Origin of the sequence: Arenibacter algicola (assembly GCF_018860365.1) — a bacterium.
GTDB classification, from domain to species: domain Bacteria; phylum Bacteroidota; class Bacteroidia; order Flavobacteriales; family Flavobacteriaceae; genus Arenibacter; species Arenibacter algicola_B.
The window spans coordinates 14,643-30,048 of sequence record NZ_JAHKPO010000027.1 but is presented as its reverse complement, the minus strand read 5'-3'; the positions used below and the strand labels follow the sequence as shown (position 1 = coordinate 30,048).

General features: G+C 39.0%; 4 protein-coding genes. 2 read left to right on the top strand and 2 right to left on the bottom strand.

Annotated features, from left to right (window positions below):
* Both KO529_RS21155 and KO529_RS21150 read right to left on the bottom strand, forming a co-directional pair.
* The coding region (locus tag KO529_RS21155) for a BspA family leucine-rich repeat surface protein (RefSeq protein WP_215949854.1) at positions 1–7,025 on the bottom strand (7,025 nt) is incomplete at its 3' end.
* Positions 7,026–7,828: 803 nt separating this feature from the next.
* Positions 7,829–8,521 (bottom strand): LytR/AlgR family response regulator transcription factor, encoded by a 693-nt coding sequence (locus KO529_RS21150; RefSeq protein WP_215949853.1) that lies wholly within the window; start codon positions 8,519–8,521, stop codon positions 7,829–7,831.
* 435 nt (positions 8,522–8,956) lie between these two features.
* Here KO529_RS21150 and KO529_RS21145 point away from each other — a divergent pair, with 435 nt between their 5' ends.
* A complete protein-coding gene (locus KO529_RS21145) occupies positions 8,957–12,883 on the top strand; it encodes a response regulator (protein ID WP_215949852.1) in 3,927 nt (1,308 codons plus the stop codon).
* Between the two features lie 296 nt (positions 12,884–13,179).
* Positions 13,180–15,396 (top strand): M12 family metallopeptidase, encoded by a 2,217-nt coding sequence (locus tag KO529_RS21140; protein WP_215949851.1) that lies wholly within the window; start codon positions 13,180–13,182, stop codon positions 15,394–15,396.
* Positions 15,397–15,406 lie beyond the last annotated feature (10 nt).

Below are 15,406 nucleotides of genomic sequence, written 5' to 3'. Positions count from 1 at the left end.
AAGGCATCTTCCGTATCAGGAGTTCCGTCATTGTCATCATCGGTATCGGCATTATTACCAGTTCCATCACCATCGGTGTCGGTATCCTCGTCCTCGTTCAATGGGAAGGCATCCTCTGTATCAGGGGTGCCATCACCATCGTCATCGGTGTCCGCATTGTTCCCCGTACCATCACCATCGGTATCGGTATCCTCATTTTCATCCAATGGGAAAGCGTCCTCTGTATCCGGCGTTCCGTCACCATCGTCATCGGTATCCGCATTGTTTCCGGTTCCGTCACCATCGGTATCGGTATCCTCATCCTCATCCAATGGGAAGGCATCTTCCGTATCGGGAGTCCCGTCATTGTCATCATCAGTATCACAAACATCTCCTTCTCCATCCGTATCATTATCGGCTTGATCAGTATTGGCGATTAATGGACAGTTATCCACATCGTCCAATATTCCATCCAAATCAGTATCACAATATTTACCACTGTCGGTAATGGTCCAACCATAGTCTGTTACCAAACTACTTTTGGCCGACTCACCGGCACAATATTGACTAGATCCTGCATCAAAAACAATAGTAGTTGGAATCTGAGTTTCACCTGAATCTAAGGTGCTCCAACCATTCAATAGTTTGTCATAGTTATCAATAGATAAACCTGCATCGGTAAACATATCATCCATCCGCGTCATACTACTGATATCCCAAGACCCTAAATCTTGGTCAAAAGAGGTGGCTGATCTAAACATCCCGGACATATGGGTTACATTGCCAACATTCCAAGCACTTAAGTCACTGTTGAAAGCAGTTGCGCCGGCAAACATATCGCTCATTAAGGTTACATTACCTACATTCCAAGCGCTTATATCACCATCAAAGGCAGTGGCACCCTCGAACATAAATTCCATATTGGTCACATTGCCAACAGACCATGTATTTAGATCGCTATCAAAAGCTGAAGCTCCCGTAAACATTGCCTCCATAGTAATAACATTGGCTACATTCCAAGAGCCAATATTTTGATTGAATGCAGTAGCATTGGCAAACATACCTGCCATTAGCATTACATTGTCTACATTCCATGAACTAATATCTTGGTTAAAGGAAGTAGCTTGATAAAAAACTCCTACCATGTTGTTTACATTATCCACATTCCAAGAACCAATATCCTGATTGAATAAAGTGGCTCTCTCAAACATATAACTCAAATCTGTTACGGCAGATAGATTAGGTACATCTATTGCATAGCCCATTAGATTTGCACATCCTGAGAATGCCTTTTTCATAGATTCCCATTCAATGGCGCCCCATTGACGTAGACCTACTATTTTTTCCTTGTCGTTATCGTGGCTATTATTAAAATAGATTGTTGGGAAATCACCTTTAATCTGTACAACGTAGGTTCCTGCAGAACCATAATCATGGGTAACAGTGCCAGTAAGATTAAACTCGTCAAAAATACCGTCTCCATTCCAATCTACATCATAGTTATATCCGGTACCTTTAGTAGGTATAGTTATTGAAGTGCTATTGGAAGCCCCATCATTATCGGTTTTCCAGATGGTTACAAAAGCATCATCATGTAAGCCGTCATTGTTTACATCTTTATTTATTACGGTTACAACAGCGGTTTCTGAATTAGAATTACCATTGCTATCTGTAACGGTTAGTGTTACTGTATTTTCGCCTGTATCACTAGCAGTGAAATTTTGCTTGTCAAGGGTCATTGTATCAATACCGCAGTTATCGGTTGAGTTATTATTGATTTCTGCAGGGGTGATGGTTGCCCCGCCATTGTGATCTAGGGTAACAGTAATATTTTGGGTCACAGCAACAGGGTCAAAGGTATCTTCCACGGTAATAATTTGCGAATCGCTTACTTCATTTCCTTCCGCATCGGTGGCTGTCCAAACAATTGTATTCTCGCCTAGACCCAGCGTTGAACCGGCTAAGGAATTACTGCCCGTTTGGTACTCTTGAACATATTCATGAGCTCCAAAACTTATTAGGATATCATCCCATGAGGCTGCATTACCACCTGAGAAAACTACTCTATTAGATCCTGTAGTATCCGTAGAATTGAAATTGAATGAATACGAAACATCTGTAACCAAATTGGTCATTGTTACGTTCATAGTAGCACCATCATCTATAATTTCAAATCGAACTGGATCAGTGTAAAAGGCATTCCCTGGTCGGGGTTGCAAATCGTACCCAGTTGAGGTACCTGTTTGTCCATCATTAAAATTATGGATACGTAGATTTAAACCTTGTGGCTCTGCATTGAACTGTCCTGAGGGCTGTTCACCGGTACTCCTTGTTCCTATAAAAGCTATGGCCTCACCACTACCACTGGTAAAACTCAGCGTAGCCGAAACATGTAAAGGATTCGCTAGGGTAGGGGTAAATTCTGCTACAGTCCTAAGGGTACCCCGGCTACTGGTATCACTTTTATAAGCTCCGTCAACCACAGAACCTGTATTGGTACCTAGTTCAAAATTGTTGGCGTCCCAGCTACCCGAGTTAAAATCTTCCGAAACCAAATTAGGGTTTGGAGCTAATGCCTGAAGGGAATACGTTAACGAAGCCAAGCTACCACTATTATCGGTGGCGGTGCTAGGGTCAAATTCAGTGCCATCTACGGTATATACACAATTGGTTTCACCGGTAGACCTGGTTGCATCACCGGTAAGTACTAGACTAGGGTCTATTTCATCAACATCTGTTACTTCAATGTCTATATTAATTTCAGCATCACCATTATTATCAGTAGCAATTACAGTAACCACATATATGTTATCGGCATCTGTATCTTGAGGATCTTCATAATCCGGGGCAGTTGCAAAGGTAAGTTCACCTGTTGCTGTATCAAGGTCGAAGTAATCATTATCACCAAGTTTAGGGAGGCTATAGGTAATTCCAGAATCACTGGATCCACCATCGCCGTCGCTGGCATTAATATCAGTTACTATTGCTGTGCTATTTTCTTCAAACTGAACAGAATTTTGAATGGCATACTTGTGTACCTTATTCCCGTTATAACCTAAAACAAACACAAAATTCCCAGTACTATCGAAAACAATATCCATTGGTTGCCCATCTTGCGACCCAACCTTTAATTCCTGGTCATCACCGGTATATACAGCAGTATCAATATCGAAGGCTGCACTCAACTCATATTCTACTATCGCATCATCAGCATTTCCCAGTGAACTATCTCCGTTGCCGATAATGTACATTTTAGTTCCGTCGGCATTAAAGCTCATTCCTTGAGGATTTGAATGCTCTCCGCCAATATTGAAAGACTTATTTGCATAAACAGAGGTAGAAACATCATAGGCAATACTCAAATTATAATCAAAAACACTTTTAGTGGCTAAATCCAATACGAACATTTTGGTTCCAACGTCATTAAAACTAATGGCTTTGGAAAAACCGACTGTTGGCAAAAGATTAAAATCTGCACCACTTGTATGCGAAGAAGTTGAAACATCAAATGCGCTAGCTAAATCATATTCTACTACAAGGTCACTACTAGCTCCTGTAACAAACATTTTTGTACCACTTTGGTTGAAAACTACTTCGGCTGGATTGGCTTCTTCGTTACCAACATAAAATTCAGTAGAGAATACAGCGGTAGATGGGTTATAAGGCGTGGATAGGACATATTCATGAACCGTATCACTATTTCTACCAACCACATACATCTTGCTACCATCATTATTAAAGGCAAGTCCATAGCCATTGGTTTCTTTAGCACCAAAATCATAGCTTTCACTTGTTAAATACGTTGCTGAAGAAACATCATAAGCATTTGACGGACTTGTAAATACCGGAAGATTATCTCCTTCGTCAGTTAAGATTACGGCTACTGTTTGATTATCTAGGGAATCATAAGTGTCATCTGAACCAGCATCGTTTACAGCGATGGTAATCGTAGCGGAATCATTTCCATTATCGGTATCATCAACTCCAGTTATTGTAATGGTTTGTGGAACATTCCAGTTTGCAGAAGTAAAGGTCAGTTGTGATGATGAGACTGTAGCCTCGGCGATAGCATCACTTGAAATATCGAATACGACATCACTTACGGGCTCACTTCCAAGGACTATGGTAAAGGTCCCTGTTCCAGCATTCTCCGCAACGGTCAATGTCGTTTCACTTAGATTGTACCCTGAGGTATCGTCATTGGTTGCCGTTATATCCACAGTCTGATCGTCCAATGCTTCAAAGACATTGTCAGAACTATCATCATCCACAGAAATGGTAATGCTGGTAGTGTCATCACCATCGATATCGTCATTTACACCTGTTACAGTCACTGTCTGTGGCGTGTTCCAATTTTCGGTGGTGAAAGTCAAGGAAGCCTTATCTACTGTAGCCTCATCAGTATCATCACTGGTAATGTCCAAGACCACATCGCTTGTAGGTTCTGCATCCAATACCACGGTAAAAGTTCCCGTACCTCCATCTTCATCGATCGTCAACGTGGTCTTGTTCAAGGTAAAGCCAGCATCAACACTGGCATAGGTCATGTACTGTGCATCAGTGGCATCCATAGCGACCCAATAGTTAGTTCCATCATCATTTAGATTGATGACCGTATCTTCTTTGGTAAATGTTTCGTCGGAAGAAAGGATTAAGGCTGGAATTCCTGAAGGAAAACTAATAGCTGCCTTTGGAATAGCTACATAGATAGTACCTACAACACCTGTTTCCTGTATTTTCCAAACGCGATCCGTTCTATTATTGGAACCATCGTCAAAATTGGAAGCAAACGAATTTAATGTTGCATCATTATGGGCCATAATTATAAAATTACCATCGCCCAAACTGTTACGAATACCATCACTATTGGCAGCTGTAAAATCTTGAATTGTAGCTAATATTGGACCCGCTGCATCATTCGCAGACCTTGATATTTTTTGATTTAAACCTGATGCATCATCACGACCAATACCAAAAATATCAGAAGTGTAGCCCACATTGTTCGTGGCGCTCCAAATTGCAGTACCATCTGAGGCCACATAATCCGTAGCTATTGCCTGGTCTAATGTGATACCATATTTTAGGGCCAAGTACGAGTGTACTTGATACGATTCATTCACGGACAACTCCCGATTAAATACCACTAATTCCGAAAGGCGGATATCCGAAAATAGGCCATTGGTCTCCCCGAGTACCATGTTGGCAGATGTAAACGTATATGCATCCCCATTTACTAGGCTTCCACCCTCCTTAAGAAATACATGAGATCCTGCATTTGCGCGCGAAACCATGCGCATGGTGGTCTCTCCGGCGATTGCCAAATTACCCAAGCTCCCAGCAGTACCGCATTGAGTAACCGCTATTTTCCCTGGGTCTCCACCAGCATTTTCTTGGTACCAGGCAAAACCATCGCCACAACCATCAGTGGCAATAATCGCAGATTTTGCCGGTACTGTGGGCATCTGCATGATACCAAATATGGTAAAAGCTTTATCCCCATTAAGTCCAAGGTCATTATCGAAATTCATGATATCATCAGTACCGTCAAAATCGATACTAGTATTGAAGTTGGTAGCGTTTTCTGAAATCATAGGTTGTTTGCCCCCTGCAGCCTGCACCGCATTGTTGTCGTTAGGCGAATGGTCTGTCCATTCGCTCGCATTGGAACTTCCCACGAGGCCTTGGTCCGCCCTTAACCAAAGATTCAAATCTGCAAAAACTCCTCCTGGTGCTTCTTGAAACTTTGCCAAGGTAAATACCGTACCCTTCGCCGGGGGATTAGGAGTCGTTAATTCACCACCGGCATTTAAAGATCCTACAATTTCCACATTTGAACTGAAATCTCCGTCTACCGTGGCTATCACCGACCAAGATTCATCAAAACCTTCAAATTTTACACTTACATTTTGGGCAAAGTTGGTAGCATCTATTTTCCATTCACGTGCCAAACGTAGGTTAAAACCTGAAGCGGCATCTATTTCTGTGTTTTGTGCAGTTATGGCAGCCCCATTATGGGCTACCATTGCAAATTGTTTGTCATTACTGTGGTTCGTAGTACGACCTAAATCACCATTCACAGAAGTAAAATCTGCCTCTAGGGCAATTGTGAGTAATGCATCTTGGTTGACGGATTTTGACACCTTTTGATTTAAGCCACTATTATCGTCTCTACCGATACCAATTATGTTGTTTGTATATCCCGTATTTCCGGATGCATCCCAAATTACCGTGGCATCAGAAGCCAAATAATCCGTAGGGGTAGTCTGGTCCAATGTAATACCGTATTTTAATGCCAGATAGGATTCAATTTGTTGACGTTCCGTACCTGTAGGTAAAGCGCCACCGCCGTAAATAATGACCTCGGTAATATTTCCTTGAAAAGTGGAGGTGTTTGTAAGATGTCCCTTTCCCAACGCTGTTGTAGTTGCTCCATCATTGGCATTGGCATACGTAAAATTGCTAAATTGAGTCCCATCTACGCGGGAAAATGAACCATTGGCAACCCCGTGATTCAAGTCTGCGACCAAAATATGTGGCGCATCAGTTGATGCAGTCACTGAATGTGAGGTATTTTCTACTCCATCACCGGATATCCCTGTTGGCCCAACTTGGGTGTCGTAGAAATTATTATCGTTACCCAGTAAATTGTGGGCTGGTTCACCATCTAAATCATAAACGATATAAATTTGCTTGGGATCTAGCACATCTGGATTGATGTTTTGCATATTCTCCAAATGCCCATTATTAACGTTTACAAAATCTGCCGCAGGATTAAAGTTTATTCCATTGGAGAGGAATTGTGGACCCTGACCGGTTACAGCCTCGTTCATATCATAGCCTCCGCCAGACTGGTCGCCCCAAGTTGAAATTACTTGGCCATCTAACGTGGTATTAGTTCCTGTATCGGCTTTTAGCCACAGTGAAATGTTAGATGACACTCCTCCAGGGGATTGGGCATTTAGGAAGAATGTGCCACTTAGCAATAGTGTTAATAATGTAATTTTAAATAAACTGAACTTTGTGGGGGTTTTGGTAATTGCATTCATTGAATGGTAGATTGATATTTTAGAATTATGCGAATATCAAAATACGTGTAAGACAATTCGTATAAATGTTGTGAGATTCAAAATTATGTAGGTGAAATGAAGATTTAAGAAGTAAAGGATAAATGAAGGGGTGTTATCAGTAACCAGATATCGAAATATTCTATTCCTGCCTTGTGAAGAACTATAGTTTTGGCATCGTCCAACGGGATCTGATATACACCTTACCATGCCTATATAAATTTTCCATCACCTGTTGTGGTGCCCATAATTAGGAACTTAAAATAATTTTCGACAACATAGACAAAGCTGTCCTACTGAAAGTTTGGACGTCTTCATTGGCAGCATCAAATCTGAATAAGAAATACCTTACATATAAGTTGCTAAATTTTGAAATTTGCGAGTCCCCGGGAGATAACGAAGTAAGGGGGGTAAAATAAAAAAGGAAGTCCGGTTTGGTTTGGGACGATATGAACGACTAGAAGGGACAAGGGAATAGGGCTGGTCTTATATATGGCATAAATACCAACCCAGAAAACTACCTATTTGCAAAAATTGTAGAAATCATTGGTCGTTATTTGAGGGAGGAAATGTTTTATAAAAAATTAAAAAAAGTTCATGAAAAGTGCTAATTGCCATCCACATATAAAACACCCAACAGTATATCATCTCTAAAGTAGTATACTGTTGGGTGTTTTATGAATTTGCAACTCCGTATGTGACACTTTAATAAAATTCATGAACAAGACCACTGGCGCTACCAATAGCTAAAGTATGCTACCGACATCAAACGTTAGGAGAAATCTTTAAACGTTATAAAGCGCCTCCATCAATTCGTTTTTTTTGTTTCTGCTCAAAGGCACTTGTCTTCCATCCACTTCAATATTTTTACTATTGAACTTTTCAACTTTTTCCAGATTCACAATATAGGATTTGTGTATCCTTAAGAATTTATCCTCTGGCAATTGTTTTTCAAAAGATTTCATGGTAGAAAGAATAACGATATTGCCTTCATTCGTCACCAATTTAATATAGTCGCCAAGAGCTTCTACCCATTTTATGTCATTTAAAACAACTTTGCGCTTTTTTAGGTTGCTTTTTACGAAGATATACTCTTCTTCCGCGCTCACGTTTTGGTTTTGCTCATGTCTGGTTACAGCTCTTTTTATGGAAGCTTCAAAACGGGCCGAGGAAATAGGCTTGTAAAGGTAATCCGTTACATCATAATCGAACGCCTTAAGGGCATAATCGGGTTTACCCGTAATCAAAATTACTTGTGGTGGATTTTCCAAGGATTCCAAAAGATCAAAACCGTTAATGATGGGCATTTCCACATCGAGAAAAATAAGGTCGATATCATTATTTTTGATCCCGTTATTGGCTTCAATGGCATTGCTGTATTGGGCTACCAATGCCAGGTTCGGATGCTTGTTTACTAGTTGGGCTACGGCCATGCGCTGCATAGACGAATCGTCTACAATAATGCTTCTTAATTTCATAATGTGTGTCTCGTGCGTTAAATCATGATGAAAATACTTAAATGGACTTCCAATGCCTCAAAAATGATGTGAACGCCGTTTTATATGTTGTGTAAATGGTGATATTTGTGGTCTAGACATTTGGTTAGACATTCTCCAAATAAACCGGTCAGTTCAGAATTTGGGGATTAATGGTGAATAAACCTTTGGGCTCAAATTAACCATCTATGTATTGGGGAACACAGATTATTGTCGCCATTAAACAGTTGTAGTAGGGTAGAAGGGGCCCGGAGGTATACCAGAATACCAACGAAGACACACAGCAAGCCTTATGAATATGTCACGGCCAAATGTTGGGCTTAGATAAGGTTCTGGTAAACAGATCATGGCCATTACCACTGTATTAAAATAGTATTTCAAAACATTATTGTAAATTTAAATAACAATTTTAGTCGAATGAATTACTATAAAATACTATTAACATGTATGTTACCGGTGTTAGTGCTTTCTCAAGAAAGAACCCAAATTTCATTTCGTAGTCTTACCGTTTCGCAAGGGCTTTCACAAAATAGCGTGGTAAGTATTGCTCAAGATTCCATTGGCTTTATATGGTTTAATACTGAAGATGGACTTAATAAATACGATGGTCGGGAGTTTACATATTACGATGTCCTCTCTGATGATGCAAAGCGGGAAGTGAAGTACATAACCGGGGAATTATTTGTAGATAGATCAGGAACATTATGGGTTGTAGGAAACTCCGGTAAATTAAACCGTTACCAACAAGAAACCGATAGCTTCCATGAAGTTTCAAAGTTTGAGCAGGTAATCACTATAGCCCAAGATACTGACCATAACTACTACATTGGCACTTATGGCAAAGGACTTTTCAAAATTGATTATCAAACCAAGGATACTCTTCAAATTTTAAAACCAAAAGACCATCATTTTGCTGTTTGTAGTTTTGTGGAAACCGATAACAAGACCATACTTGCAACCACCGATGACGGTATCATTGAGATTAAAGACGGTGAGTATGAGTTTATAGAACTCGCTTCTGAAACTATATTTAGCCGATTCGCAAAGTCTAAAACCGGTACTGTATATCTCGGGAGTTATGAAAAAGGGCTTTACATCAAAACTCAAAATAGTACTGGTTTTAAATCGTTTACTGGCTTTGACAATTATCCTATGCCCGGAAATTTAATTATTAAGGACCTGTTGGTAGATAAACGGGACTGGCTATGGGTTACCACTGAAAGACATGGTGTTTTTTTGGTGGATTTCAATTTAAAAACCGTTCAAAATTTTACCTACAAAAAGAACGATCCATATGCCATCTGTTCCAATTCTATGTTTTTTTTATACGAAGATAATGCAGGAACCATTTGGATGGGGACTGACGGAAATGGTGTGTGCTACTATGATGCGTATTTGACAAAGTTTAACATGTTGACCGATGACCAGGTACCACAAAACGTCAATGTAGAAGTAATAAGAGCCATAACAACAGATGCCAACAACACTATATGGGTTGGCACAGAGGGCAAAGGGTTAACCAGGATAAATCCGCGTAATAAGGATGTTTTCACCTATACAACATCTAATTCCGATCTTTTGGGAGATAGGATAGTGAGTTTGTTTTATGACGAAGGAAGTTTGTGGATAGGGCATCTAAACCATGGACTTCAAATGATGGATGCCAATGGCAAAATGACCTCTTTTGAAGAAACGGTACCATTCGCCGTTCTGGAAATTTTCAAGGACGCTTCCGGGAATATGTGGCTCTGTACCAACCAAGGCCTGATACAGTTTGATAAAAACCAAGGTATTGTAAAACAATTTACCTCTAAAAACTCAGGTTTAGCTTCTAATTATTATATCAGTACCATTGAGCAGGATATTAATACTATTGTGCAGGGTGATGCAAACACCCTTTGGATAGGAACGGAATTCGATGGCTTATACCGGCTTGATATTAAAGAAAACAAATTTTCGGCGGTTAGCGGCATAACCGACAGAATACTTTCTTTGCACTATGATAATTCCAAACTTTGGATCGGTACAAACGGTAAGGGCTTAAAATTATATGATACAAAAGAGGGCACCATAACCACCTATACCAAAAAAGAGGGACTGCCTAATGATATTATATATGGTATCTTGCCTGACGCTGATAGAAATTTGTGGTTGAGTTCCAACAAAGGAATTACCAAGCTTAAAATTAAAAACGATACCGTTGCAGATATTAAAAACTACGGCAATTACTTTGGGCTGCAGTCTTACGAATTCAATGCAGGAGCCTATCATAAAGATACAAATGACATCCTGTATTTTGGGGGAATAAACGGGCTCAACTGGTTTAATCCAAAACAAGTCAAAACAAACCCCGTTCGCCCTAAAACAGCCCTGACCAAACTGGAAGTTTACAATAAAGAAATTCCCATTACAAAAGACTTGGAGCTTTCACATAACCAAAATACCCTGTCCTTTACTTTTTCTTCGCTACAGTTCTCAGAACCGGAGCTAAACCAATATAAATATCGCCTAGTCAATAACGACGACAACTGGATTACCTCTGGATACAACAACGTAGCGCATTATACCAACCTTCCTCCAAGCGACTACGAATTTCAAGTCATTTCCAGCAATTATGATGGTGTGTGGAATAACACACCCACAACCTACCGTTTTACCATTTTAAAACCTTGGTATAGCACCCATCTGGCCTATGTTATCTATAGCTTATTGGTTTTAATTAGCGTTTACGCTTTTTTCCGGTACCTCTCATGGCGATTGCAAATGAAATCGCAGTTAGAGTTTGAGCATAAGGAAGCTGAACGATTAAAAAAACTGGATGAATTTAAAAATCGATTATTTACCAACATTTCCCATGAATTCAGAACACCCTTAACCCTTATATCGGACCCTATTGAAAATCAACTTTCAAAATCATATATAAAGAAAGAGGACAAGGAAGAATTAACCTTGGTAAAGCGAAATGCCGGAAGATTACTCAATTTGGTAAATCAAATATTGGACCTGTCAAAATTGGAAACGGGTAATTTAAAACTTTCTGTAGCTCAGGACAACTTGGAATTGGTACTAAAACAACTCGTTTCTACCTTCAACTTCAAGGCGCAAAAAAAACAAATCGATTTCACCTACAACATAGGAGAAACCAATGACGTATGGTTTGATAAAGATGTTATTGAAAAGCTGGTGTTAAACCTACTTTCCAACGCCATGAAATATGTACCCGAGCAAGGCTTTGTGCGCTTTGAATCAATGATTCAAAAGGATCATATTGTCATTAGTGTTGCCAATAACGGTGTGCATTATTCAAAAGAAGACCTTCAGAAGTTATTTAAAAGATACTACCAAGCCGATAAAAATAATGATGGTACAGGTATTGGCTTGGCTTTGGTTAAAGAACTCGCCATATTATCCCATGGTAACATCGTAGCACATATATTGAATGCGGACGAAATTCAGTTTACGGTGACCTTGCCTATTGAGCGCTCTTATTTTAAATCGACAGAAATAGCAGCAATCTCTACCCAAATAGCAGAAAATAGCGAGGATGGGATTACGGAAGATCAACCCTTAACACCTCAAAAAGAGCTATCAAAAAATAAGCCCATACTATTATTAGTGGAAGATGATGATGATATTAGAGGTTATGTAAAATCCTTCTTACAACAAAGCTATAAGATTATTGAAGCTGTGAATGGTAAGCAAGGTATTGAAAAAGCCCTGGAAATCATTCCTGATTTAATTATTAGCGATGTGATGATGCCTATAGAAGATGGGATCAATCTTTGCAACATCTTGAAACAAGACGAAAGAACAAGTCATGTTCCAATAATTCTATTAACCGCCAAAAGTGAGAATGAACATGAAATAGAAGGCCTAAAAGTGGGAGCTGATGCCTATGTGACAAAACCATTCAATAAGGGCAAGTTGATGGCACAAATTGAAAACCTTTTAAAAATACGGGCACAATTACAAAATCGTTACAGTAAAGATTTCAAATTAAAAGACCTTGCGGTGACGAGCGTAGAACAGCAATTTTTAGAAAAGCTCTATGCCGTATTAAACGAATTTATTTCCGAAAGCGATTTTACAGCCGAACAACTCAGCAAGAAGCTTTTTATGAGCCGCATGCAACTGCACAGAAAATTGAAGGCCTTAACAGGTTTATCCACTACAGAATTTATGACCAAAGAACGACTAAAATTAGCATTGCCGCTTCTTAAGGTTTCAGATACAAACATCTCAGAAATTGGTTATGAGGTAGGTTTTAATTCGCCTTCCTATTTTAGCAAATGCTTTAAAAAACACTACAATACAACGCCAGAGGCGTATCGCTCAGCTCAGTAAAAAAGCTTGTTCGGGGTACTTGTTACATAAATTAAAGACTTTGTTACATACCTGTAAGCAATACCATAAGTCCCTACATATTTTTGTCTATATAAGTTTTATTCCACTGTAGAAATTCTTTTTCAGAAAAGGCAATAGTGGTTTACGAAAACTTTCACCAATGACTAAAAGTGACAAAAAAAAAGGCAGCAACCAGCACATTTATTTAAATATAGACCACCTAAAAAAAGGGGAGTATATCTTCAACTTTATGTTGGAAAATAAGATATGCAAATCTGTAAAAATTAAAAAAATGAATGATCTATAATGGTACGGACACTATGAAAAAACATCATCATTTAGGCATATTACTAGTGCTACTATCAATGCTAAACTTAAACGCTCAAAACTTAAACGACAACTTTGCCAATGAAGCCATTAACGATCAGGCAAGCAAGTGGGGAGCCGTAAAGGGCTCTGCTGTTATTGGGGAACTGGATGGAAAAAAGGTATTAATGGTTGACCGGTACACCGTAGTGAAGCCTGTTGTTAATGGTAAGGAAACTAATTATCTAGGTGATCAATTTACCATTGAATTTGATGCTTTTTTTGATAAAGTTCCATCGTCAACCAGACAATATTATATCATCAACCTTTGGGAAGGAACTGGTGTTCATGGCGAAAATAAAAAACATACCGATCCATATATGATTTTTCGCCATGGTATAAATGTCACCGGATCTGTCGTCAACAAAAAAAGAATAAAGGAATTAGAAGTACTGGAGCAGGTCTGGCGCCATATTAAGATAGACTATGCTAAAAATACACTCAAAATATTTATTGATGACCAACTGGTGCATCAACAACCAAACTTATTTTATAAACCAAAAATGGTGTCGTTAAGTGCCAGAAATGCTAATGGCCCCAATGGCATTACCAATTTTACTTTAATAGGTGAGACTGAAAAAAATCTTACTAGGACTCCAGAAATTTGTATGACAGAAGATTTAATTATACCAACTACTTTTCAAGTCAACGCTTTAGTATCATCCAAAGATCTTCTATGGGAAAATGGTAAAACCTTGAAGGTGTCTTTCCTAGACAAACCATCCAATATTGTGAAAACAAATATTATTAACTATGCCAAAGCATGGGAAACATATGCAAATATAAAATTCGAGTTTATAGATGGCTCAGATGGTGATATTCGTATCGGGCTTAAAAAAGGAGGGTCATGGTCTAAAGTTGGTACAGATGCATTGAATTATCCGGAAGATGAACAAACAATGAATTTTGGATGGTTTACCGACACTACTAGTACCGCTAGTTTTAGGCGTACCACTATTCATGAATTTGGACATGCCATTGGTCTAAAACATGAACACCAAAATCCAACGGGAGGTATTTGTTGGGATTGGGAAGCTGTATACGATTACTATGAAGAGGAAAACGACTGGAGTGAACAGAGAACCAAAGCTAATCTAGAAATGTTGTCCAACAACAGCGTAGGGAATGCAACAGCGTACGATAGTAAGTCTATCATGCATTATCCCATACCCGATTCCATCACGAGCTGTGAATATTCGGTAGCGTGGAACAGTCAACTCTCAGAAATGGATAAAAACCTTATTTCCAATTTTTACCCTTTTCGTAAACCAAGGCACACTATAGGCCCCAATATTTATAATTATAACTGGACAGCAGAATGGGATAGCGTAGAATTTTTGAACCAGGGAGGTCAAACTTATTTACTTCTCTTAAAATCGAGCACTGGCGATGTGCATATACACAAAATGAGAGGTGATGGCTCGGTAGGGGAAAGAATATTTGATAAAAAGTATAGCTCTGGATGGACATCCGCCAAGTTTTTTGAAGTCAACAATAGAAACTATTTATTTCTGCTAAAACAAAGTACTGGTGATGTACACATACATCAAATAAATACAGACGGTACGGTTGGTCAAAGAATTTTCGACAAAAAATGGACTTCAGGTTGGAGTGAAACCCAATTTTATACAGTTGGGAATAAAACATACCTATTCTTATATAAATACCAGACAGGAGATGTACATGTAAATAGAATAAATTCAAATGGTACGGTAGGTGACTTAATATTTAATAAGAAATGGACGCCAGAGTGGACAACTGCTTCCCATTTCAAAACCAATAACAAAAGTTATATGTTCCTTATTAAAAAAAGAACTGGAGATGTCCACATTAACGAAATAAATACCGATGGAACAATTGGCCAAAAAGTTTTTGATGAAAAATGGACCCAAGGATGGACAACGGCTGAATTTTACAGGACCAACGCGCAAACTTATTTATTTCTATTAAAATTAGAAAACGGAGATGCAAAGCAGTTTTTTATTACGGACAACGGTCAAAGAGGAGAAATCATTTTCGATAATAATGCTAAATGGACTTCGGGCTGGAGCCACGCAAAATTTTATTCGGTGGGGCAAGATAACTATATGTTTTTACTAAAAGAAGAAAATGGAACGGCACATACACACATTATTTATTCAAATTAATTATCTCAAC